We start from the raw sequence: 22,263 nt of genomic DNA, 5'->3' as shown, positions 1-22,263 counted from the left end.
CACCACCACACACCCCGCAACCGGAGGCAGAAAACTCTCAGAATCTGCTAGAAAAAGGGCAGGTAGCGCTGGGCTTCACGGCTACAGCGCGGCGGGGTACAGCAGCACTAGAACCAGCGCTCAAGCACCTTTGCCACACCTGCCTGGTGATGCGCTACCGTCACCGCATCTGCCGCCTCCATGACCTCTGGGTGAGCGTTCTCCATGGCAACCCCGCAACCTGCCCACTCGAGCATCTCGATATCGTTGGGCATATCGCCAAAGGCGATGATGTCTTCGCGGGCGATACCGTGATGCTCGGCCAGCCACCTAATTCCGCGCCGCTTCGTCACGTTGGGGGCCGCCACCTCGAGGATTCCCTCGGACATTGAGTAGGTCACGTGGGCAAGCTCGGAATCGATGTGCGGAGCAATAAGCTCGTAGAGTTCCGGTGCGGAGAACGCGGTGTTGCGGATCAGCAGCTTCACCGCCGGTCGGGACACCAATTCGCCGACGCTCACGAGGCCGAAGCCTTCAAAAAGCGCGTTCTCCGAATAATGCGATTCCACCACGAAGAGTTCCTCCACCGGATCCAAGACCGAGCCCCCCGTGCGCTCCGCGCCGAAGCCAACACCGCCATGGGGCTCGAGCACCTTCGTGGCCACCTCCACGATTTCCGCGAGGGCTTCAGGCGAGAGCTCGTGGGCGGAGAGCACGCGGTCCTCCGCCGAGTCATAAATCACCGCACCATTTGATGTCACGCACACCGGGCGCACGGTCAGCTGCTCCAGCACGGGCATGATCCAGCGGAAGGGCCGGCCGGTCGCCAGCGCAAACTCGCTGCCCGCGGCAACTGCTCGGGCCACTGCCTCGCGGTTTCGCCTGGGAACTCGGTGGTTCCGGTCCAACAAGGTGCCATCAATATCACTGATGATGAGGCGCGGAGCGCGGTCCGAAAATACGTCACTGGCCATAGCCCTGAGTCTACGTCAGAGCGATGCACACGAGGGCGCACCCGCAACCGCTGGTAGCCACAACAACGTCCACTGCAGCGTTAGATCCCCACCACCGTGCCGCAGTCCGCCACGCGCACAACGACGAAGGCGGCCGCCACGAGAATGCTCGTGACAGCCGCGCTTGCCTGCAAAGACTGCTACTTAGCCCTTAAGCAATAACGTCGTCATCGTCCACGTCTTCCCAGTTCAGGGAACGCTTGATGGCGCGCTTCCAGTCGCGGTAGAGAGCCTCGACTTCGTCCTTCTCGCGCTGCGGCTTCCAGACCTTGAAGTCGCCCTGCTGGGAGCCCAGTACGCTGAGGTCATCCCAGAATCCGGAGTCCAAGCCGGCAGCGAAGGCCGCACCGGTAGCGGTGGTCTCCACGTTCTTCGGGCGGTGGACCTCGACGCCGAGCATGTCTGCCTGGAACTGCATGAGCAGCTCATTCATGGTCATGCCGCCGTCGACGCGCAGCTCTGTGATCTCCACACCGGAGTCGGCGACCATGGCATCAGCAACGTCGCGAGTCTGGTACGCGGTGGACTCGAGCACGGCGCGGGCCAGGTGCTTGCGGTTGGCGTAGCGGGTCAGGCCCACGATGACACCGCGGGCATCCGGGCGCCAGTACGGAGCGAAGAGTCCGGAGAAGGCCGGAACGATGTAAACGCCGCCGTTGTCCTTGACCTCGCGAGCCAGGTTCTCAATGGACGCGGAGTTCGGGATGAGCTGGAGGTTATCGCGCAGCCACTGCACCAAGGAACCACCCATGGAAACGGAACCCTCGAGCGCGTAGACCGGGCGCTCGCCCTCGCGCTGGAAGCACACGGTGGTCAGCAGCCCGTTCTCGGAGAACTTCGGGGTGGTACCGGTGTTGAGCAGGAGGAACAGACCGGTCCCGTAGGTGTTCTTAGCAGAACCCGGGCGGAAGCAGCCCTGGCCAAACATGGCGGCCTGCTGGTCGCCCAGGATGGCGCGAATCGGCACACCGGACAGCGAGCCGCGCTCGCGGACGGTGCGGAAGTCGCCCAGGGACGGGCGGATCTCCGGCAGCATGGAGGTGGGAATCCCCATCTCCTTGCACAGTTCCTCATCCCACTCGAGCTTCTCGATGTCCATGAGAAGAGTACGGGAGGCATTGGTGACATCGGTGGCGTGCAGGGCCTCCTGGCCATTGTCGCCGTCGGCACCACCGGTGAGGTTCCACAGCAGCCAGGTATCGATGGTGCCGAAGAGCAGCTCGCCCTTTTCCGCGCGCTCGCGGGCGCCCTCGACGTTATCGAGGATCCACTTCACCTTCGGGCCGGCCGGGTAGGAGTTGATGATGAGGCCGGTGCGGCGGCGCCACTTGTCCGCACCTTCATCACCAGCGAGTTCCTTACAAATATCGGTGGTGCGGGTGTCCTGCCACACGATGGCGTTGTACACCGGCTTACCCGTGTTCTTGTCCCACACGACGGTGGTCTCACGCTGATTGGTAATGCCAAGTGCTGCGATATCTTCGACATTGATGTCGCCGTTGGCCAAAGCCTCACCCACAGCGCGGCGGGTGTTGCTCCAGATTTCCTCCGGGTCATGCTCGACCCAGCCCTTCTCCGGGAAAATCTGCTCGTGCTCGAGCTGGCCGACGGACACCTGCTCGCCGTCGTGGTTGAAAATGATGCAGCGGGTGGACGTAGTTCCCTGGTCAATCGCTGCAACGTAGTGCTTAGTAGACATTGTGTTCTCCGTTTCTGAGTAGTGTGGGTCTGATTTTTAGAGAGCCATGGACAACAGGCCGACAGCGACGGCCGCCAAGGTCGGTGCAACCACCGGAACCCAGGCATAACCCCAGTTGGCGCTGCCCTTGTCCTTGATGGGGAGGACGAAGGCGTACATGATGCGGGGTCCGAGGTCACGGACCGGGTTGATGGCATAACCAGTGGCGGTACCGAGGGACAGGCCCACGGACACGACGACGAAGGCAACAGCGAAGTACTTCAGTGGACCCAACTCGCCGCGGCCGGGCCAAAGGCGATGAACATGAGCAGTACGCAGGTAGCGATGAACTCGGTGACTGCGTTCCAACCGTTGTTCGGGTGCGCCGGGGCGGTAAAGAAAATCCCCCCAGTGTTCTTGTTGGCGCCGGTGACGTTGCCGGCTTCATCGAGGTTGTTGGCGTCGAAAAGCTGCTTAAACGTAGCCCAGGCAAGGAATGCACCAAGCATGGCGCCGAGAATTTGTCCCAGCAGGTAGTAAGGAACGAGGCCCCATTCAAGGGAACCGTTCACCGCCAGCATGATGGTGACCGCCGGGTTGAGGTGGCCGCCGGAGGGGTCGGCGACACTAGCGCCGATGAAGACCGCGAGGCCCCAGCCCATAGCGATGACGATCCAGTCCGAACCGCGCGCGCCAGAAGTTCGGAGGTTCACAACGGCGCACACGCCGTTGCCGAGCAGGAGCAGCAGCGCAGTGCCGATGAACTCCCACAGGAATGCATCCATTCCGGTCATAAGATGTCCTTTCTTATCTGCCTAGGCCAAGGGCCCAGCGAGGGATATCCACCGCTCGCTAGGCCCCGTGACTTTTAGGCTTCTTCCTTGGTGGCTCGTGCGCTGCCTGCGCGCTCGAGGATGTCGTTTGCCTCACGGTCGGTCAGTGCTGCCTCAGCGGCGAGCTCTGCCTCGGTGTGCTTGGTGAAGTGGGAGACTTCCCGCTCGATATCGGTCTGATCCCAGCCCAGCAGCGGGGCGACGAATTCAGCGATCGGCTGTGCGGCAGCGACGCCGCGGTCGGCGAACTCGATGGCCACGCGCAGGCGGCGGGAGACGATGTCGTCGATGTGCAGGGCACCCTCGTGGGTCACGGCGTAGCGCACCTCTGCCCAGATGTAGCTCTCAGCACCCGGAACCGGTTCGAGCAGCGTGGCGTCGTCAGCAGCCGGAGCCAGCACCTCACCGATCAGCGAGCCGTAGCGGCCGAGCAGGTGCTCGATGCGGTCCTCGCTGAGGTTGTAGCGGCGGGCCAGTGCCGGAACCTGGTTAGCCAGTGCGTGGTAGCCGTCCGCACCCAGAATCGGGGTGCGCTCGGTCACCGACTCAGCCACCTTGGTCCCCAGCTCCTTCGCGGCCAGATCCACCGCGTCCTTGCCGATGACGCGGTACGTGGTGTACTTGCCACCGGCGACGGACACCATGCCCGGTGCGACGCGGGCGACGGCGTGGTTGCGCGACAGGTTAGTGGTGGAATCGGACTTGCCGGACAGCAACGGGCGCAGGCCGGAGTACACACCGACGATGTCATCGCGGGTGATCTTGTCGCGCACGCGCTGGTTGACCTCGTCCAGGATGTAGTCGATATCCGCCTTGGTCGGCGCCGGATCCGGCAGGGACAGGCCCTTCTCCCAATCGGTGTCGGTGGTGCCGATGATCCAGTACTCACCCCACGGGATGACGAAAAGCACGGACTTTTCGGTGACGAAGCACAGCGCGGCATCGGCGTCGAGGGCATCCTTCGGAACCACGATGTGCACACCCTTGGAGGCATGAACCGTGAATTTTCCTTCGACGCCCGCCATCTGCTGAATCTTGTCGTTCCACACGCCGGTCGCGTTGATGAAAACCTTGCCCTTGACGGTGGCCTCGCGGCCGGTTTCCAGGTCACGGACCTTTGCAGCGGTGACGCGCCCGCGGGCGTCCTTCTCAAAACCAATCACCTCGGTGCCGGTACGCACGTTGGCCCCGTATTCGGCGGCGGTGCGCAGGACGGTCATGGTGTGGCGGGCGTCGTCGACAAGCGTGTCGTAGTAGCGCACGCCACCGACGACGGCGTCCTCCTTGAGGCCCGGGGTCACCTTCAGCACGCCCTTGCGGGTGAGGTGCTTCTGCATCGGAACGCTCTTGGCGCCTCCCATGAGGTCATAGAGGGTAAAGCCGCCGAACATCATGACGCGCTCCCAACCGCGGTGGGTCAGCGGGAAGATGAACTTCAGCGGCTTCACCAGGTGCGGTGCGAGGGTGGACATGTTGAGCTCGCGCTCCTTGAGGGACTCCGCCACGAGGCGGAAATCAAACATGGCCAGGTAGCGCAGGCCACCGTGGAACATCTTGGAGGAGCGCGACGAGGTGCCAGCGGCGAAGTCGCGGGCCTCGAGCACGGCCGTCTTCAGGCCACGAGTGGCCGCATCCACGGCAGCGCCAGCGCCTACGGAACCTCCGCCGATGATGACGACGTCATAGTCCTCGGTGGAGTAGTCGTTCCACGTCTTTTCAAAATACTCAGGGTTGAAGCTGTTAATACTCGTCGTGGTCATTGTTGACCGAGTCTCCTCTCTCGCTGCACGGCGTCAGAAAGTCCTGTCCAGTTGACGATGTGCGCAGCATGTTGCGCTCATCCACCACGCGCGTCCTGTGCACCGATGCCTCGGCCACCTGCCCGAAGGGCGGATGAAGAAGAAGTTTTCTCCCACGGCCAATGCTATAGGTCACGCCAAATTATCTCCGGAGACGCTACTCACACGTAAGTTCCGCTTCCGTAAGCTGGAGTTTCCAAGGCACTCCATAGGTGAACAAAATAAAATAACACCCCCTTCCGGGGGTGTTAACGGGCGTTGCGAACGCTTCTTAAGTCCAGGGTGTCAAGACTTATTTCTTCTCTTGCTGCAAGCGCGCCATGGCTTCCAGCACCTCGGCCATTCCGTAGCGCTCGGTGGAATACGTCACCGCCTGCGCAGCCTTAATCACCTCAATGGGTGCAGTCTCAAGCGCCACCATGCGCACGGCGACGCCGTCCCCACCCTCCACAAAGGTTTCATCCCCCGGCTCATTGGCAAAGAACAAGAGATCCTTCGGCTCGGCCCCAATCTTTTTCACCACGGCCGCCAGCCCCTCCGCGGGGGAAGAGGCCGTCACGACCTCTCCCCCGGGGGCATCGTTGAACTGCACCCCTTCGGCACCGTCCGAGCAGGCGATGCGCCAACACGATTGCGGAAGGTCCCCAAAGGCGGCAGCGTCCAGCACCTCGCCCTGCGGCGAGAGCACGACAAACTCCTCAACCTGCGGGTCGAGCTGCGTCAGCGCTTCTTGGAGCCGCGTCGAGATTTCCCCGTTTTCCATGCTCAGCGCGCTCTGATCCGCCACGACCACGCGCGGCGCTTCAGAATACTGCGCCTTCACGCGGTGGGGCAGGCGCGAGACAATGAGCCGAGATTGCGTCGCCGCGGAGAGCAACCCCTGTTCCACCACGGAGCCAGCGAAGATTTCCTTACTGCTCGCAGCCATGGAAGCTTGGGCCTCCATGACATCAGACTTCAGTTGCGCCATCACCCCCGTGATCTTGTCGCGGCCTTCCTCTACACCGCGCATGGCCTCTTCCACCACCGAGTTGAGGTTTTCCTTGATCCACTCGAGGGTTTCCGGCGCGGTACGCGGGCGGTCCTTCTCGGCGGTCTCGGCTTCGGCTTCTGCGGTACCGGTTTCCTCGTTACTACCCGGCTTCATCAACGCCATCCGATCGCGCATGAGCTCCACGGTGGCCTCGGACACGCGCTCCTTGAGATTGGTCAGATCATCGCGCAGCCGGCGCACGCGGTAGCGCTCAGTCTCCACCTCGGAGTCCTGGGCCTCGGCTTCCTCCAGCGTCGGCGCGCCCCCACCCTTACGGGCCGGTACCCAGTATTCGCCAGCCGGCATCGGGCCGAATTCCTCCTCGTACTGAGCCCACAGCCCCTCCAGAGCCTCCTGCATCCGGCGGCGCACCTCCGCGATATCCGCATCGAAATCGCCCGTGGTGTAGTAGGGCTCAAGAGCCGTGATCAGCACTGGGGTCTTGGTGCGGCCTAGGTGCTTCTTCTGGCCCTTCGTCCAAATGCGCTGGGAGCCGAAGATGACCTGCGGGATGATCGGCACACCCGCGCCGTGGGCGATACGCGCCGCACCGTTGCGCATGCTGCGAATCTCGAAGCTGCGGGAAATCGTGCCCTCAGCGAAGACCCCCACGAGCTCGCCATTCTTGGCCAGCTCAATGCCTTTGACAATCGACGCCCCGCCATCGATGCGATCCACCGGAACATGCCCCATCACCTGAAAAAGCTGCCCGGCCACCGGCGTCTGGAAGATGGAGGCTTTAGCCAAGTAGCGCACCAAACGCCGCTTGCGATAAGCCAAGAAGGCCCCGAAGAGGAAATCCATGTAGCCGGTGTGGTTGCACACGATGACGGCCCCGCCCTTATCCGGGATATTCTCCTCGCCGGACAGGCGCATCTTCAGCCCCTGGGCCAAGGTCACCCCGCGGCCAATGTGCGTAATCTGCCGGTAGAGGAAATTAGTCACAACGCTCATGATGCTCCAGGGAGGATTCAGGGCCTTAAGAGGGCACAACCGGGGATCGGAGGAGGCGCCTGCGGCGCCTCCTGTCATTCTTCTAGGAGTTTACGGGGTAAAGAACGTCCTTACCCACGAATGGGCGCAATGCCTCCGGAACCACCACGGAACCGTCTGCCTGCTGGTGGTTCTCCAGGATGGCCACGAGCCAGCGGGTGGTAGCCAGGGTGCCGTTGAGCGTGGCGGCGTACTGGGTCTTGCCGTTCTCATCGCGGTAGCGCGTGGAGAGGCGGCGCGCCTGGAAGGTGGTGCAGTTCGAGGTCGAAGTGAGCTCGCGGTACGTGCCCTGGGTAGGCACCCACGCCTCGTTATCGAACTTGCGGGCTGCAGAAGAACCGAGGTCTCCGCCCGCGATGTCGATGGTGCGGTAGGGCAGCTCCATCGCCGCGAGCATGTCCTTTTCCATGTTCAGCAGCTTCTGGTGCATCTCCTCGGCGTCTTCCGGCTTGCAGTAGACAAACATCTCCAGCTTGTCGAACTGGTGCACGCGCAGAATGCCGCGGGTGTCCTTGCCGTGCGAACCCGCCTCGCGGCGGAAGCAGGAGGACCAGCCTGCATACTGCAGCGGGCCCTTGGACAGGTCGATAATCTCTTCCTTGTGGTAGCCAGCCAGAGCCACCTCAGAGGTACCAACCAGATAAAGATCATCCGCCGGCAGGTAGTAGACCTCATCCGCGTGCTGGCCCAAGAAACCGGTTCCCTGCATCACGTCCGGGCGCACGAGCACCGGCGGGATCATGAGGCTAAAGCCGGCCTCACGGGCTTTCTGCGCAGCCAGCATCAGCATGCCCAGCTGCAGGAAGGCGCCGTCACCGGTGAGGTAGTAGAAACGTGCGCCGCCGACCTTGGCGCCCCGTTTGACGTCGATAAGCCCCAGCGTCTCACCCAACTCCAGGTGATCCTTCGGTTCAAAGTCGAACTGCGGCTTCTCGCCGACCTCCTCGAGCACGACGAAATCATCCTCGCCACCAGCCGGGGCACCCTCCACCACGTTGGAGAGCTGGTACTGCAGCTCCTCCACCTTGGCTTCGGCCGCGGCCGCTTCCTCGCCGGCCGCCTTGACCTTTTCCTTCAGCTCATTGGAGCCCTCCAGCAGCGCCGGGCGCTCCTCCGGGGAGGCCTGGCCAATCTTCTTGCCAAAGGCCTTCTGCTCCGAGCGCAGCTGGTCAGCCTTCACAATTGCCGCGCGGCGCTGCTCATCGGCGGCGAGCAGCTGGTCCACCAGGGCGGGGTCCTCCCCACGGTTTACCTGAGAGGCGCGGACGACATCGGGATTTTCGCGAAGAAATTTGAGATCAATCACGCCGGATAGTCTAGCGCACGGCCACACCTTTGCGCTGGTCATAACCAGCTGGCTATCATGGATAACATGGCAGCTCACATTATTACCGACGGCCCCGTGCCCAAGCACGCTCAGCTGCGGGATATTCTCTCCGAGCTCTGCCGCACCACCCTCAAACCCGGTGACATCCTCCCGGGCGAGCGCATTCTCGAGGAAACCTACGGCGTCTCCCGCATCACCGTGCGCCGCGCCATCGGTGACTTGGTGGCGGAGGGCCGCCTGCGCCGCGTGCGCGGTAAAGGTACCTTCGTGGCTCCGAACCCACTGGTCTCCCGGCTCCACCTGGCGTCCTTTTCCGATGAGATGGGCTACCAAAAGGTACAGGCTTCCTCGCGGATCCTGCTGGGCGAGCGCAGCACCGCCCCCAGTGAGGTCTGCGAGTTTTTCGGCACGGAAACCACCGTGGCCCATACCCACCTGCGGCGCCTGCGCTTGGGCGATGGCGAGCCCTATTCCATCGACGATGGCTGGTACAACTCCACCTTTGCGCCGTCGCTGCTGGAGAATGACATCTACAATTCCGTCTACGCGATTTTGGATAGCACCTTCGAGGTCCCCATCACCGAGGCCGAGCAGACGGTCACGGCCGTCGCGGCAGAGGAGGACATCGCCGAGCTTCTCGACGTCTCACCGGGCACCCCACTGCTGCACATCACCCGCCTCGCCCGCTCCGGTGATCGCCCCGTGGAGTGGTGCTCCTCGGTCTACCGCACAGACCGCTACCGGCTCACAACGCACGTCTCTCGCGCACGTATCTAGCGGCGCCGTGCTCCCGCACGGCGCCGGGCGGGCTAGAAGCCAGGGACGCTAAGGGAGTAGTATGAAGAGTTCTATGAGCACTTCATCTGCGTGGCGCTCCGCCTCCGCCATCCGCGTCGTCCTCGTTGCAGCCGTGGCCGCAGCCGCCTTCATGGCGTCCTACGGCCTCTTTAGCGGCGAGCCAACCGGCACCGATTCGGCCGCACAAGGCTCCGCTACCCCCAGCGCCGACGGCAGTCAGGCCGCCGATCCCTCCGAAGGAGAGATCGCATCCTTTACCACCGCCTCCGCTGGTTCGTGCGTGACGTGGGACATCGCCCCAGACGGCACTGCCACCGACTTCGAGCAGACCAGCTGCGATAAGCCACACCGCTTCGAGGTCTCCTCCCGCGAGGACCTCAGCGCCTACCCCACCAGCGAGTTCGGCCCCAATGCCAAGCGCCCCGACATCACTCGGCAAAACGCCCTGCGCGATGAGCTGTGCGAAGCCCCCACGGTGAGCTATCTCAACGGCAAGTGGGATCCCAACGGCCGCTACGACATCGCCTCCATCCTGCCGCCGGCCGCCTCCTGGGAACAGGGCGACCGCACCTTGCTGTGCGGCCTGCAGACCACCGACGCCAACGGCGTCCCCCAGGAATCCACCGGCAAGGTCAGTGAGGTGGACCAGGCGGTCGTCGCCAAGCCCGGCGAATGCCGCAAGGTGGATGAGAACCAGGTGCTCAGCACCGTGCCGTGCAGCGAGCCGCACCAGATGGAGACCGCATCCGTCATTAACCTGGCCGAGAAATTCCCCGATGGCTACCCCAACGACGAGGACATGGATAAGTTCCTCTCCGAAACGTGTACTCAGGACGCCATGGACTACCTGGGCGGCGAGGAAAACCTCTACCAATCCACACTGCAGCCTTTCTGGGGCGCGATGAACCGCGAGTCCTGGGAGGCCGGCTCCCGTTCGGTGAACTGCTCCCTCATCCATGTCAACGAAGGCCTGTTTTCCACCATTACCGGCTCCGCTGCGGAGGGACGAGATTCCCTGAATATCAACGGCGCCCCGCCCACCGAGCAGCCGAAGCGCAACCCGCTGCGTGATCAGAACGCCCAGCCGGGCGGCGAGAACTCCCAGCCGGCTGGCGACAGTGCCGTTCCCGCCGCCACTACTGCACCGGCGCCGGCCCAATAAACCCCGACTATTCCACAGGGAGTAAGCACATGTACGAGGTCAGCGAGGAACGCTTCGAAGAGCTAGTCGGTGAGGCCCTGGATAAGATTCCGGATCGCTTCGTCGACCAGATGCGCAACCTGGTCATCTTGGTGGAGGAAGAAAACCCAGACAACCCTAACCTGCTGGGCCTCTACGAAGGCGTGATGCTCACGCACCGCACCGCCTCGCACACCGGATACTTGCCGGATACCATCTCCATTTACCGGCAACCTTTGCAGGCCATTAGCAACTCCGAGGAGGAGCTCGCCCACGAGGTCATGGTGACCGTCTTCCACGAGGTCGGGCACTATTTCGGTTTCGAGGAGGACCGCCTCCACGAGCTCGGCTGGGGGTAGGCGCCCCGCCGGGTGCCTACCGTGGCCGCGCGAAACTAGACCTCGGTATCCGCCCAGCGCTCCAGCGTCCACTGGCCAAAAGGCTGACCCTGCGGCTCCATGAGGGTAAAACGGCAGTTCGGCATGTAGCCGGTATAGGCAAAGTCGGGGTCCACGCCGCAGGCATGCGTGGTCACCACGCGGATGGCAGCACCGTGGCTGACGACGACTATATCCTCATCATCCTCCAGCTCCGCAGCAAGATCCTCCAACACCGGTTGGTAGCGCTCGAGCACATCCACGTAGCTCTCACCGCCAGGCATCCGGGCAGCTTCATCGCCGTCGAGCCAGCCGCGCAGCGCCACCATGTATTCGCGGTGGGTATCCTCGCTGCCACTCATTTCATGCTCACCGGCAAAGACCTCGTGCAGGCCTACACGCACCTCCACCGAGACGTTGCGCTCATCGGCGGCCTCGCCGTATGTGCGGGCGGCCAGCATCGCGGTCTGCTGGGCGCGCAGGGCAATAGAGCACACAAAGCGCACGCGGCGCCCCGCGCACAGCTCAGCCAACTCGCGGCCAACATCTTCCGCCTGGCCGCGGCCGCGCTCGGTGAGCTCGGCGCCCGGCGGGCGGGTGTCCATGATGCGGTCAATATTGGAAAAGGTCTGGCCGTGGCGCAGCAGGATGATTCTTCCGGTCATGCTTCACCACACTATTGGCCGGTGCGCGCCTGCGCTACCCATTCATCGGCCTCTTTCAACCGCGCCAAATCCCGTGGGGCCTCCCCTAGCGCCACCACGGAAGGCCAGGAACCCACGAAAACGACATCCTCCGCGCGCAACCACAGCGCCCGCAGCGCCTCCGCGACCGGCTGGTCCTCGATGTGTCCGATGAGGTCGGCATGGAAACGGTAGTTACCGAAGACGGTGCGCAGCGGACGCGATTCGATGCGGGAGAGGTCCACCCCGCGGTGCGCGAATTCCTGCAGGGCCCCAACCAGGGAGCCGGGCTCATTGGGAAGGGTGAAGATGACGGACGTCCTGTCCTTGCCGGTCCGCGCGGTGGGCTTTCCGGCCGGCCCCACGAGGACGAATCGCGTCGTGGCCCCCGCGACATCCGCCACGTTCTCCGCAAGAGACTCCAGCCCGAAGACCTCCGCTGCCCGTGCCGGGGCAGCCGCGGCATCCACCTCCCCTCGCGCCACGGCCTGCGCCGCCGCGCCATTCGACGCCGCCGGAACATAGTCCACGCCCGGCAGGTTCTGCTCCAACCAACCGCGCACCTGCTGGTAGGCCACAGGATGCGTGGAGAAGGTGCGAAGAGTCTCCGCGGAAGTGCCGGGGCGCACCAGAATGGAGAAGGACACCGGCAGGTCTACTTCGCGGTAGATCTGGACCCGGGAGCCGTCGGCAAGCGCGTCAAAGGTGGCAGTCACCGGACCGTCCACGGAGTTTTCGATAGCCACGCAGGCATAGTCCGCCGCACCTGAGCGCACCGCTGCCAACGCCTCGGCCGGCGAGTTCACCGGCAGCCCCTCGGGGGAAGCAAAGTCTGCGGCGAAGTGCTGCATCGCCGCTTCCGTGAAGGTTCCGGCCGGCCCGAGGAATGCGATGGTGGTGCTCATGACAGCAACTTTATCTCACGTAACTACTAAACTGAGCCGCCATGGACAGCACCGAGTTCACTCTGGACAAGCTGCGCGAGGATCTATCTGGTCTGGGCCCCGCGGAGCACAGCTTCACGTACCTCGACCTCGAGCGCCGGCCGCACACGCACGGGCGCTTGAGCGGCTGGATTCTCTCGGTCAAGGACCTCAATGACGTCGCCGGCATGCCCACCACGCTCGGTCATGCCGAGCGCGCTTACGTGGCGGAGGAGACCGATCCTTTTGTGCAGGAGCTTATCGACGCCGGCGCGCTCATCGTCGGCAAGTCCGCCGCGCCCGAGCTGGGCCTGCGCGTGGACACCGAACCCGTAGGCCTGCCCCACCCAGATAACCCGCTCTACCCGGCCCATACCCCGGGCGGTTCCTCCGGCGGAGCGGCGGTCCAGGTGGCGCGGGGTCTGCTGCGCGCCGCGCATGCCTCCGACGGCGGAGGCTCCATCCGTGTGCCGGCTGCCGCCTGCGGCGTCGTCGGGTTCAAGCCGGGTGGTGAGGACCTCTCGGTGCAGGGGTTCATCACGCGCAGCATCGCCGATACCGCGACGCTGCACGGCCTTCGTCCGCGCGCCCGGCGCGCCCGCATCGGAGTGCTGACGGATCCCCTCTTCGCTAACACCGAGGTGGCCCCGCACATGCTGCGCGCGGTCGCAGAGGCTACCGCCACCTTTGAAGGCGCGGGTTTTGAAACCGTGGCCATTTCCCCTTACCCCCAGGCCGCGACTACCTTTGAGGCCTTCCAACACATCTTTAGCCGCCGGCTGGCCGGCCTTGACTTCGCGGAGGGTTACGCGGAGTGGATCCGTGCGAAGGGCCGGCGTGTCACGGATTCCGAATTCGCCTCAGCCCGCGCGCACGCCGCGCAGCTGCCGGAGCTGCTGGCACAAGAGTGGGAAGTCGATGCCATCTTGAGCCCCATGCTGGCCTTCGATCCGCCCCGGCGCGGTCACTTCCTAGCGCTAGAGCACCAGGCCAACTTTGATGAGCAAACGCGGTGGTCACCGTGGGGCTCGTTGTTCAACGTGGCGCAGCTGCCCGCCATCTCCGTGCCGTGGCCGGTGCGCGATCACCCGCCCGTGGGCGTGCAGTTGGGTTCAATCACGCTTGACGACGCCTCCCTTCTCGGCCTCGCCCAGGTGCTTCACCCATGACCGCGCGCTCACGCCTGCGCGCGGAAATCCTCATTGTCCTCACCATCACGTTTGGTATCTCGGGTGTGCGCGCCGCGCTGCGGTTGACCGATTCTCTGCTCAACCCGGCCCCGCTCAACGAGCAATCGGTCACCATCAACGCCTCGCAGTCGGCGACCACGCTGCTCGACCTTGCTTTCCAGCTCTGCAGCGCCGCGGTGCTCTTCGCGTGGGGAGCGCTTGCGCTCTATCTGATCTCTTTCCCGCCCCGCCCGCGGTGGCGCGATGGTGTGCACGGCGCGGCGTTGGCGGCAGTCATTGGTCTGCCGGGGTTGGTGCTGTATTACGTGGCGCTGCACTTCGGTTGGACCAAGGAGGTGGTGCCGGGGGCTTTTGACAGTTGGATTGAGATCCCGGTGCTGCTCATCAAGTCCTTCGCCAACGCGTGGGCGGAGGAGCTGGTGGTGGTGTACTGGTTCATGACTAGGCTCAAGCAGTCTGGGTGGGCCCTGCCCGCAACGCTGGCTGCTTCCTCCATCCTGCGCGGTTCTTATCACCTCTACCAGGGTGTTTCCGCAGGCTTCGGCAATATCATCATGGGCGTGCTCTATGGCTGGTACTTCCACCGCACGGGGAAGGTGTGGCCTCTGGTCATCGCGCATTTTCTGATCGACGCCATCGCTTTCGTGGGCTACACATTGCTCTTCGGTGCTTAAGCGCGGGCCGAGGGCTCGTGGCACCGAAAAGACCACGACCGCGCCCTGTGTGAAAGGTGGGGCGGAAGTGATTTCGCGGTACAGTGTTCCCCATGACCTACCAAGGACACGATCCAGAGCGCGATTCCCGCCGCGCTGGCGATCCCCACGGCGATTCCCGCCGCGCGGGTGCCACTGGCCCGGCCCACCCCCACGGCCCGGATGGCCCGCGCGGTGCGCATGCTGCCGGGCAGGATGCCGGTGAGTTCGTCCTTGGCGCTGACGGGCAGCCCCTGCGGGATCGTTATGGACGCCCGGTGCGTCGCCGCCCCTCCGGGCAGCGAGCTAATCCCACGCACTCTTCTTCTCGCGCTCAGCGCCCCAGTGCGCAGCGCTCGCGTCCGGAGGAAACCCGCTTCGACGTCGATGCTTATATGGCTCAGCACGCATCGCCGCGCCCGGCGCCCCAGCAGAACATGCCCGCCCGGGAACCTGCCGCCGGCGCATACCGGCGAAGCCCCGACGCACCGCCGCGCAGCTACTCCCCACAGACTGCGTCCCGCGGGCGTCCTGCTCGGCGCCCGCATAGCCGCCGCAAGAAGGTCAACCCGGCCAAGCAGGTCTTCGGCTGCTTAGGCTGGCTCATCGTCATCGCCCTCGTCTTCATGGTGGCCTTCACCTTGTGGACGGATTCGCGCCTGACCCGTATCGATGCCTTGCCCTCCGAGCAGGTGACGCCGACCTCCGGGACGAACTGGCTGTTGGTGGGCTCGGACTCGCGCCAGGGCCTCACCGAGGAACAACAGGCCGAGCTGGGCACCGGCGGTGACGTAGGAGTTGGCCGCACCGACACCATCATGCTTCTGCACATTCCCGCATCCGGAAAGGCCCAGCTGGTCTCCATTCCGCGCGATAGCTACGTCGATGTGCCCGGCTTCGGCATGGACAAGGTCAACGCCGCCTTCACCTACGGTGGGCCGCAGCTGCTGACCCAAACCGTGGAACAAGCCACCGGCCTCCACATCGATCACTATGCGGAGATCGGCATGGGCGGCTTAGCCAACGTCGTGGATTCCGTGGGCGGCGTGGAGATTTGTGTCAAGGAACCCATCAACGATCCGCTCGCCGGCATCGACCTCCAAGCGGGATGCCAGAAGCTCCGCGGCCCGGATGCCCTCGGCTACGTGCGCACCCGCGCCACCGCGATGGGTGACTTGGACCGCGTCGAGCGCCAGCGCGAGTTCTTCGCCGCGCTGCTGGATAAGGCAACATCCTTCTCCACCATCGGCAACCCCTTCAAGGCCATCTCCTTGGTCAACCACACCGCAGATTCCTTCATCGTCAACGAGAAGGACCACGTCTGGCACCTTGCCCGCGTGGCACTGTCGATGGCCTCGGGCGTGGAGACGAAGACTGTGCCGATCGGCGGCTTCCAGGACACGGTCGTGGGTAATGTCGTCCTCTGGGATGACGCCGAGGCCCAAGCACTTTGGGACTCCATGCGCTAAGGCTTCGACCGGTCGTTTCGATCAAATAGGGCTCCAAAACCTCGTGGTTTTGGAGCCCTATTTGATCGATATGTACCTAAGCCTCGGGGCGAAGGCGCCGAGGAATTAGCGCAGCGTCACCTGACGGGACTTGATGTTCTGCAGCTGCTTGCGCTCATCGGCGTTGAGGTTGGCGTCGTTGGAGATCTCCTCCTCCAACGCCTTGTTCACGCGGGACAGCTCGGCCTCGTAGGAGTCGTGCGCGACCTCTGGATCGAGGTCAAAGACCGGGGCGATCAGACCGTGGGTGCGGAAGACACCGGCGAACTTGGTGTCCTCGCCCAAGTTGAGTTCGCCGCGAGCGGCCACGCGTGCCAGCGCGTTGAGGAAAGCGTTCTCGTCATCGCACGGGCGGACCCAGCGGATGTGGGCCTTGCCGCCACCGGCGTTAGCCCAGAAGGCGGTGCCGACAAAGCCCTCAGCCTCCTGGCCCACCTGGTAGGACTCGATGACGGAATCGTTGGCGCGCTGCAGAGCCTGCGCCATCTGCGGCGGAACCTGTGCGCCCTCCGGCATCCACCACGCGAAGTCCTGGTAGACGTTGATCTCCAGCTCGGCGTCCTCTTCCAGCAGCTCCTTGAGCTCCGGCTGGGAGCCATCAGCAGCGGTGGACTCGAGGGTGGAGCCCGGCGCGTTGTTCTTCACCCAGTTCAGAGCGAAAGCCAAGTCGCGGCCCGGGTTGTGGGTGTGGGACTGTACCTGCAGGCCCACGAAAGCCTCGCCGCCAGACTCCTCGTCACGAATAAGCGCCGCGGTAGCACCGGGCAGCACGGTGGCGACGTAGACGTCCTTGTCAAAGCCCTTGACGGACAGCTTCGCCGTTGCGGAAGGAACAAATTCCTGCAGGGCGACGAGGCTAGCCTCAGCGGCGAGCCCACCGAAGGGGCGGGGGTCCTTTTCCAGGGCAGCGCGCTCGGCGGCGCGGGCAGCGAGCTTAGCTTGGCGGCGGGACATGCCCTCCGGCAGCTGTTCGTTCTTCTTTTTCTTCTTGGCCATACTGAACAACTTACCTGTTCATTACAGCTCAATGGCATGCAGGGCCACTTCCGGTTGGTTCGTGGCGAGAATATCCACCCCATTGGCCCACGCCCACTTCATGTCCTCGGGTTTATCGATGGTCCACATGTACGTGGGCAGGCCGTGCGCGCCAATCGCGTCGGGCTGCAGCTTGCCGCGCAACAGCGACATGCCCAGGCCAGTGGGCTGCGATAACAGGATGTCGGGGCGGTTGAAATGGCGCTCCCAATCGCGGCGCAGGTAGATGCGGTCGACGTGCGGGGCGAGCGCCGCCATTCGACGAATAGCCCGGTGGGAAAAGGAAATCATGTGGATCCGGGGGTCGTCGAGAAGCCCTGCGTAGCGCAGCCGCAGCACCATTTGCTCTTCGAGGATGTCGCCCTGCCCCGAGGGATGCTTGGTCTCAATGTAGAGGTGGTGCTTCTTATCCCCGAGCATCTCGAGGAGCTCGTCGAGAAGCAGCATGCGCTGGCCACCGCCAATCTTCAGGCGGCGCAGCTCCTCCCAGGTCATGCGAGACACTCGGCCCGAGCCGTTCGTGGTGCGGTCCAGGGTGGGATCGTGGTGAACCACCACCTTGCCATCACTGCTCAGGCGGATATCGCACTCGATACCGTGAATGGGAAGCGCGAGCGCTTTCTCAAAGGCAAGAGGGGATAGCTCCGGATATTTCCCGGAGTATCCCCTGTGGGCGACGATCTTCACTAGCCGAAGATTTCTTCCTTGATGGTGTTGAGCGTGTTGAAGGAGTTCTCAAAGCGCTCCTTCTCGTGGTCATCGAGGGCCAGCTCGATAACGCGGTTGACGCCGGAGCGGTCAACGATGGCCGGGGTGCCAATGAAGACATCCTCGTGGCCGTACTCGCCCTGGAGGTAGGCAGAGACCGGCAGCGCAACAGCCTGGTTCTGGATGACCGCGCGGGTGATGCGGGCCAGGGCCATGCCGATGCCGTAGGAGGTGGAGCCCTTAGCGTCGATGATGTGGTAGGCAGCGTCGCGGGTGTCCTCGAAGATCTTCTCGATGCGCTCGTTGTAGCCCGGGTCCTTCTCAGAACGGTGGGACAGGGAGACACCTGCGATGTTGGCGGAGGAGACGACCGGCAGCTCGGAGTCACCGTGCTCACCAATGATGTAGGCGTGGACGGAGGTCGGCGCCACGTCATCCATCTCAGAGAGCATGTAGCGGTAGCGGGCCGAGTCCAGGACGGTGCCGGAGCCGATGACGCGCTGGTGCGGGAAGCCCGAGGCCTTCCACACCGCATAGGTCAGCAGGTCCACCGGGTTGGAGGCGACCAGGAAGATGCCGTCGAAGTCGTTCTTCATGACGTCCGCCACGATGGAGTTCATGATGTTGACGTTCTTGTCCACGAGCTGCAGACGGGTCTCACCAGGCTTCTGCGCAGCACCGGCGCAGATGACGACCATGGAGGCGTCCTTGCAGTCTTCGTAGGTGCCCTTGGTCACGCGGGTGCGGGACGGGGCCCAGACGACGCCATGGTTGAGGTCCATGACGTTGCCTTCGAGCTTCTTTTCGTCGATGTCGATGATGGCCAGGTGGTCAACAGTGCCCTGGTTGACCAGAGCGTAGGCGTAAGCAACTCCAACGTCGCCAGCACCGATGAGTACTACTTTGTTTCCAACATGATTTCCCATGCCTCCTATTGTGCCCCCAATGTCCGAATTTTGCTCGTTATGCGCCCGAATTCACAGGACCAGTAGTCCGATCTCACATTTTCATGTCCGATTGTGCACGGTTTGAGGCTTCCCTGCGCGCCCGCGCTAAAGCTGGTTCAATGGCCACCATGCGTCAACTCGCACGCCGCATCGCACTGACAACCGCTCAGAAGGGCCTTCAGGCTGCAATCTTTTCCCTGGAGCTCATCAGCGATCTCACACCCGGCATGCGCATGACCGGCCGGCGGCGCCTGCCGCAAAATATGTGGCCCGGGATCTTCGGCGCGGAGGTAGCAACCTGGGCAGCCGTCTCCCCGTCGCTATTGCCACGCCCGTGGTGGGTCACCGCCGCCAACGTGGCCATCGGCCAAGGTGCGGGGCACCTCGCCGCTACCACCGCGGCCTTCGCAGCGAAGCGTGGGCTCCGCCTCGCTGGGCGACGCCCCCAGGACCACGTGGGCCCCACCACCCGGCGCTACTCCTACTACCTGCTTGGGCTCGGAACATTCATCGCGGGCATACGCTCCCTGCGCAACCAATCAGAACAAGCCCGCCTCGTTGGCAAGCTCAATGACCGCGGCCCCCAATCCGCAGCACTGGGCATGGTGGTGGGCACCGCGGGCTACGGCGCCCTGCTCATCGTCGGGGAGGCAGCGCAGATCGCCGTCACCCAGCTTTCCCGCCAGGTGCAGCGCTGGCTGCCCAGGTGGATAGCGTGGCCGCTAGCCGGCGGCGCGGTCGGCTTCGCTGCGGCTGTGGTCAGCGACCGCATGGTGTGGCGCCGGCTGCTCCGCAGGGCCTCCATCCAAGGTCTGGCCCTCAATAAATTGGTGTACCCAGGCTCCGCGATGCCGTGGGAGCCGGAACGCTCGGGAAGCCCGTGGTCCCACGAGCCGTGGACGGCCGTCGGCTCCCAGGGCAGGGCCTTCCTCGACCGCGGCCCACGCGCCCAGGACATCAAAGAAGTTATGCACTTCGAACGTGCCCACGAGCCGATCCGTATTTACATCGGGCTCATCCGCGGCCGTGGTCCGCACGCCGCCGCCCGCCACGCGGTGGCGGAGATGGATCGCACGGGCGCATTCCACCGCGACACCATCGTGCTGCAAATGCCCTCCGGCTCAGGCTGGATCAACAATTATTCGGTCAGCGGCTATGAATTCCTCACGCGCGGCAATTGCGCCACCGTAGCCCTGCAATTTGACTACCTGCCCTCCATGTTTTCCTACCTGGTGGATAAGAACCTCTCCCGCACCTTTGCGCGCGAGCTCATCGCCGCCGTTCATGCCCGCCTCGCGCTCTTGCCCGAGGACAACCGCCCGAAGCTGTACTTAAGCGGCGAGTCCTTGGGCTGCTATGCCATCGTGGAAAACTACGAGACGCTCGAAGAACTGCTAGCCGACTGCGATGGTGCGGTGTTCACTGGGCCGCCTCGGATGACCAGCTTCATGCGGCGCCTGCACCGTGAACGCGGTTCCTTGGAACGCCTGCCGCTTATCGACGGCGGCCGGCACCTCCGCTTCGCCAGCGTTCCCGCCCACATGGAACACGATGCCTTCGGCGAACCCTATGGCCCCTGGGAGCGCCCGCGCGTGGCGGTGGGGCAGCACGCCTCCGATGCCATCGTGTGGTGGGACAGCAAGCTCATCTATGCCCGCCCCAACTGGATCCACGAGCCGACCCCGCAGACCTTGTACGCAGATACCTTTAAGAACCTGCGCTGGCACCCGTTCATCACCTTCTGGCAGGTAGCACTGGACCAGATCAACTCGCTCAACGTGCCGGGCGGCCACGGCCACAACTACTTTGAGGAAACCTTCTGGTACTGGGATTCCGTCCTCGGATCCCAAACGCGCACCCAGCTCACTCCGGAGCTCGCTGAGCGCATGCGGGACTTTGTGGAGCGCGACCAGCTCAACAAACCTTCCGACTTCCGCACGCACGTGCGCAAGCAGCTCTAGCCGCGCGCCAGTGCGCTCACTGCGCTAGCCACACTTGACGCCGGTGCTGTGGTGCGGGCAGTAACCGTTGGGCACCTTGTGCAGGTACTGCTGGTGCTCGTCCTCGGCCAGGTAATACTCCCCCGAGTCCGTCTCACCGAGGAGGGTGACCTCGGTGGTGGTGGCGCCGAAGCCGGCGTCGGCAAGCTTGCCCGCGTAGGAATCCACGAGCTGCTGGATCTCCGCGCGTTCCTCCTCGGTCTCTGGATAGAACGCCGAGCGGTACTGCGTACCGACGTCATTGCCCTGTCGGAAGCCCTGGGTCGGATCGTGCGCCTCCAGAGCCTCGACCACTAGGTCGCGCAGGCTCACACGCTGCGGGTCATAGGTAATCTGCACGGCCTCCGCGTGGTTGGTCAGCCCGCGGCAGACCTCGTAGTACGTCGGGTTAGGAGTGGTGCCGCCCGCATAGCCCACGGACGTCGACTCCACACCCTCGGTTTCCCAGAACATCTTCTCCGCGCCCCAGAAACAGCCGATGGCAATGATGAGGGACTTCTGCCCTTCCTTCCACGGACCGGTGATAGGAGTCCCCAGGACCGCATGGGGCTGCGGGTTGTCCAAGACGGGCTCGGATCGCCCGGGAAGGGCGTCCTCCGCTGCCACCAGCTTGGGTTCTGGCTTGAAAAGAAACATGCAGGATTCTCCTTCGCGTAGTGTTGTCCTCCCCTTATACTCCGCTAGGCCGCTTGCAATCCAGGTTTTCGTTCACGGCGGTTCCCATTAAAAAAATATTGTGGCCAAATCCTCATCCGCGCCCTACGATGGGGCCTCGTACCCCAAAGAAAGGATGACACAAATGGCTGTTTACGAACTTCCTGAACTCGACTACGCATACGACGCTCTGGAGCCGCACATCTCCGCTGAGATCATGGAGCTGCACCACTCCAAGCACCACGCTGGCTACGTTGCTGGCGCTAACGCTGCGCTCGAGGCTCTGGAGGAGCAGCGCAACGGCGAGGCTAACGCTGACGCTATCCGCGCTCTGTCCAAGAACCTTGCCTTCAACCTGGGTGGCCACACCAACCACTCCATCTTCTGGAAGAACCTCTCCCCGAACGGTGGCGGCGAGCCGACCGGCGAGCTGGCTGAGGCTATTAACCGCGACTTCGGTTCCTTCGAGAAGTTCAAGGCTCACTTCTCCGCCGTTGCTACCGGCCTGCAGGGCTCCGGTTGGGCAGTTCTGGGCTACGACCACGTTGCTGGCCGCCTGATTATTGAGCAGCTCACTGATCAGCAGGGCAACATCTCGGTGAACTTCACCCCGCTGCTGATGCTGGATATGTGGGAGCACGCCTTCTACCTCCAGTACAAGAACGTGAAGGCTGACTACGTCAAGGCTGTCTGGAACGTCTTCAACTGGGATGACGTTGCTGAGCGTTACGCTGCTGCTACCAAGTAAGCATTCCGGCCTCCTTTAAGGCCATATTGCTTCGACCGCGCTGGGTCCTCTTCAATGAGGCTCGGCGCGGTTTCGCGTTTTCAACAAGCTCCAGGCCTTTGCACAGGACTCCTGCTCCCGGTGCGCGAGGCGAAACTGCCCGAGTTGCCAAAGTTATGCGCCGCC

The 22,263-nt window shown here is 63.7% G+C and carries 19 protein-coding genes and 1 pseudogene; 8 read left to right on the top strand and 12 right to left on the bottom strand.

From position 1 onward, the window contains the following. Positions 1-107: 107 nt before the first annotated feature. The 6 genes and pseudogenes from FME68_RS10385 to serS form a co-directional block, all read right to left on the bottom strand. A complete protein-coding gene (locus FME68_RS10385) occupies positions 108-953 on the bottom strand; it encodes a Cof-type HAD-IIB family hydrolase (RefSeq protein ID WP_070821744.1) in 846 nt (281 codons plus the stop codon). 190 nt (positions 954-1,143) lie between these two features. Continuing rightward, entirely contained in the window at positions 1,144-2,691 is a 1,548-nt protein-coding gene (gene glpK, locus FME68_RS10380; protein ID WP_158397499.1) for a glycerol kinase GlpK, read from the bottom strand. Positions 2,692-2,727: 36 nt separating this feature from the next. Next, a pseudogene (locus FME68_RS10375) lies at positions 2,728-3,464 on the bottom strand (MIP/aquaporin family protein). Positions 3,465-3,538: 74 nt separating this feature from the next. Then, complete coding sequence (locus FME68_RS10370; protein WP_158397498.1) at positions 3,539-5,263, bottom strand: glycerol-3-phosphate dehydrogenase/oxidase; 1,725 nt, start codon at positions 5,261-5,263, stop codon at positions 3,539-3,541. Between the two features lie 331 nt (positions 5,264-5,594). Beyond that, positions 5,595-7,289: a lysophospholipid acyltransferase family protein gene (locus FME68_RS10365; RefSeq protein WP_158397497.1), complete on the bottom strand. Its 1,695-nt coding sequence runs from the start codon at positions 7,287-7,289 to the stop codon at positions 5,595-5,597. Positions 7,290-7,371: 82 nt separating this feature from the next. Next, positions 7,372-8,634: a serine--tRNA ligase gene (gene serS, locus FME68_RS10360; protein WP_070510890.1), complete on the bottom strand. Its 1,263-nt coding sequence runs from the start codon at positions 8,632-8,634 to the stop codon at positions 7,372-7,374. Positions 8,635-8,700: 66 nt separating this feature from the next. Between serS and FME68_RS10355 the strand changes: the two genes are divergently transcribed. The 3 genes from FME68_RS10355 (at position 8,701) to FME68_RS10345 (ending at position 10,992) form a co-directional block, all read left to right on the top strand. Beyond that, positions 8,701-9,432 (top strand): GntR family transcriptional regulator, encoded by a 732-nt coding sequence (locus FME68_RS10355; RefSeq protein ID WP_118783649.1) that lies wholly within the window; start codon positions 8,701-8,703, stop codon positions 9,430-9,432. Between the two features lie 73 nt (positions 9,433-9,505). Next, the gene (locus FME68_RS10350; RefSeq protein WP_158397495.1) at positions 9,506-10,615 is read left to right on the top strand and encodes a septum formation family protein; all 1,110 of its coding nucleotides are present in this window, start codon (positions 9,506-9,508) and stop codon (positions 10,613-10,615) included. 29 nt (positions 10,616-10,644) lie between these two features. Beyond that, entirely contained in the window at positions 10,645-10,992 is a 348-nt protein-coding gene (locus tag FME68_RS10345; RefSeq protein WP_046647619.1) for a metallopeptidase family protein, read from the top strand. 35 nt (positions 10,993-11,027) lie between these two features. Here the strand turns inward: FME68_RS10345 and FME68_RS10340 are convergent, their stop codons facing one another. Together FME68_RS10340 and pheA are read right to left on the bottom strand one after the other, a co-directional pair. Next, complete coding sequence (locus FME68_RS10340; protein WP_070510884.1) at positions 11,028-11,675, bottom strand: histidine phosphatase family protein; 648 nt, start codon at positions 11,673-11,675, stop codon at positions 11,028-11,030. An 11-nt stretch (positions 11,676-11,686) separates the two neighbouring features. Further along, a complete protein-coding gene (gene pheA, locus FME68_RS10335; RefSeq protein ID WP_049156889.1) occupies positions 11,687-12,598 on the bottom strand; it encodes a prephenate dehydratase in 912 nt (303 codons plus the stop codon). A gap of 41 nt (positions 12,599-12,639) precedes the next feature. Between pheA and FME68_RS10330 the strand changes: the two genes are divergently transcribed. The 3 genes from FME68_RS10330 to FME68_RS10320 all read left to right on the top strand — a co-directional run bounded on the left by FME68_RS10330 (position 12,640) and on the right by FME68_RS10320 (position 15,967). Next, positions 12,640-13,785, top strand: a complete 1,146-nt coding sequence (locus tag FME68_RS10330) for an amidase (protein WP_158397494.1) — start codon at positions 12,640-12,642, stop codon at positions 13,783-13,785. Next, positions 13,782-14,480, top strand: coding sequence for a CPBP family intramembrane glutamic endopeptidase (locus FME68_RS10325; RefSeq protein WP_158397493.1), 699 nt, complete (start codon positions 13,782-13,784; stop codon positions 14,478-14,480). Before FME68_RS10330 ends, FME68_RS10325 begins: the two co-directional genes overlap by 4 nt. A gap of 92 nt (positions 14,481-14,572) precedes the next feature. Beyond that, complete coding sequence (locus FME68_RS10320; protein WP_082254424.1) at positions 14,573-15,967, top strand: LCP family protein; 1,395 nt, start codon at positions 14,573-14,575, stop codon at positions 15,965-15,967. A gap of 105 nt (positions 15,968-16,072) precedes the next feature. Here the strand turns inward: FME68_RS10320 and FME68_RS10315 are convergent, their stop codons facing one another. From FME68_RS10315 to FME68_RS10305, 3 genes are read right to left on the bottom strand one after another with little or no spacing between them, the layout of a single operon-like run. Beyond that, positions 16,073-17,002 carry a DUF5926 family protein gene (locus tag FME68_RS10315; RefSeq protein ID WP_046647623.1) on the bottom strand — a complete coding sequence of 310 codons (930 nt, stop codon included), beginning with the start codon at positions 17,000-17,002 and terminating at the stop codon, positions 16,073-16,075. 21 nt (positions 17,003-17,023) lie between these two features. Further along, positions 17,024-17,728, bottom strand: a complete 705-nt coding sequence (locus FME68_RS10310; protein ID WP_328287813.1) for a glycerophosphodiester phosphodiesterase family protein — start codon at positions 17,726-17,728, stop codon at positions 17,024-17,026. Then, positions 17,728-18,675 (bottom strand): L-lactate dehydrogenase, encoded by a 948-nt coding sequence (locus tag FME68_RS10305; protein ID WP_046647625.1) that lies wholly within the window; start codon positions 18,673-18,675, stop codon positions 17,728-17,730. The genes FME68_RS10310 and FME68_RS10305 overlap by 1 nt, the downstream gene beginning before the upstream one ends. A 140-nt stretch (positions 18,676-18,815) precedes the next feature. Here FME68_RS10305 and FME68_RS10300 point away from each other — a divergent pair, with 140 nt between their 5' ends. Further along, entirely contained in the window at positions 18,816-20,657 is a 1,842-nt protein-coding gene (locus tag FME68_RS10300; protein WP_158397492.1) for an alpha/beta-hydrolase family protein, read from the top strand. A gap of 24 nt (positions 20,658-20,681) precedes the next feature. On the opposite strand, the gene msrA is transcribed toward FME68_RS10300, so the two are convergent. Then, positions 20,682-21,332, bottom strand: coding sequence for a peptide-methionine (S)-S-oxide reductase MsrA (msrA, locus tag FME68_RS10295; protein WP_158397491.1), 651 nt, complete (start codon positions 21,330-21,332; stop codon positions 20,682-20,684). A gap of 163 nt (positions 21,333-21,495) precedes the next feature. Here msrA and FME68_RS10290 point away from each other — a divergent pair, with 163 nt between their 5' ends. After that, entirely contained in the window at positions 21,496-22,098 is a 603-nt protein-coding gene (locus FME68_RS10290) for a superoxide dismutase (RefSeq protein WP_046647628.1), read from the top strand. The last annotated feature ends 165 nt before the right edge of the window (positions 22,099-22,263 follow it).

The organism is Corynebacterium hiratae (assembly GCF_009708045.1).
Taxonomy (GTDB): Bacteria; Actinomycetota; Actinomycetes; order Mycobacteriales; family Mycobacteriaceae; genus Corynebacterium; species Corynebacterium hiratae.
Note: the sequence above shows the minus strand (reverse complement) of the source record. Positions and strands in the feature narration are given on the sequence as shown.

Coding starts and splice junctions, on each gene's coding strand:
- FME68_RS10385 (WP_070821744.1), bottom strand. CDS start 953: ATGGCCAGTGACGTATTTTCGGACCGCGCTCCGCGCCTCATCATCAGT.
- glpK (WP_158397499.1), bottom strand. CDS start 2,691: ATGTCTACTAAGCACTACGTTGCAGCGATTGACCAGGGAACTACGTCC.
- FME68_RS10370 (WP_158397498.1), bottom strand. CDS start 5,263: ATGACCACGACGAGTATTAACAGCTTCAACCCTGAGTATTTTGAAAAG.
- FME68_RS10365 (WP_158397497.1), bottom strand. CDS start 7,289: ATGAGCGTTGTGACTAATTTCCTCTACCGGCAGATTACGCACATTGGC.
- FME68_RS10355 (WP_118783649.1), top strand. CDS start 8,701: ATGGCAGCTCACATTATTACCGACGGCCCCGTGCCCAAGCACGCTCAG.
- FME68_RS10350 (WP_158397495.1), top strand. CDS start 9,506: ATGAGCACTTCATCTGCGTGGCGCTCCGCCTCCGCCATCCGCGTCGTC.
- FME68_RS10345 (WP_046647619.1), top strand. CDS start 10,645: ATGTACGAGGTCAGCGAGGAACGCTTCGAAGAGCTAGTCGGTGAGGCC.
- FME68_RS10340 (WP_070510884.1), bottom strand. CDS start 11,675: ATGACCGGAAGAATCATCCTGCTGCGCCACGGCCAGACCTTTTCCAAT.
- pheA (WP_049156889.1), bottom strand. CDS start 12,598: ATGAGCACCACCATCGCATTCCTCGGGCCGGCCGGAACCTTCACGGAA.
- FME68_RS10330 (WP_158397494.1), top strand. CDS start 12,640: ATGGACAGCACCGAGTTCACTCTGGACAAGCTGCGCGAGGATCTATCT.
- FME68_RS10325 (WP_158397493.1), top strand. CDS start 13,782: ATGACCGCGCGCTCACGCCTGCGCGCGGAAATCCTCATTGTCCTCACC.
- FME68_RS10320 (WP_082254424.1), top strand. CDS start 14,573: ATGACCTACCAAGGACACGATCCAGAGCGCGATTCCCGCCGCGCTGGC.
- FME68_RS10315 (WP_046647623.1), bottom strand. CDS start 17,002: ATGGCCAAGAAGAAAAAGAAGAACGAACAGCTGCCGGAGGGCATGTCC.
- FME68_RS10305 (WP_046647625.1), bottom strand. CDS start 18,675: ATGGGAAATCATGTTGGAAACAAAGTAGTACTCATCGGTGCTGGCGAC.
- FME68_RS10300 (WP_158397492.1), top strand. CDS start 18,816: ATGGCCACCATGCGTCAACTCGCACGCCGCATCGCACTGACAACCGCT.
- msrA (WP_158397491.1), bottom strand. CDS start 21,332: ATGTTTCTTTTCAAGCCAGAACCCAAGCTGGTGGCAGCGGAGGACGCC.
- FME68_RS10290 (WP_046647628.1), top strand. CDS start 21,496: ATGGCTGTTTACGAACTTCCTGAACTCGACTACGCATACGACGCTCTG.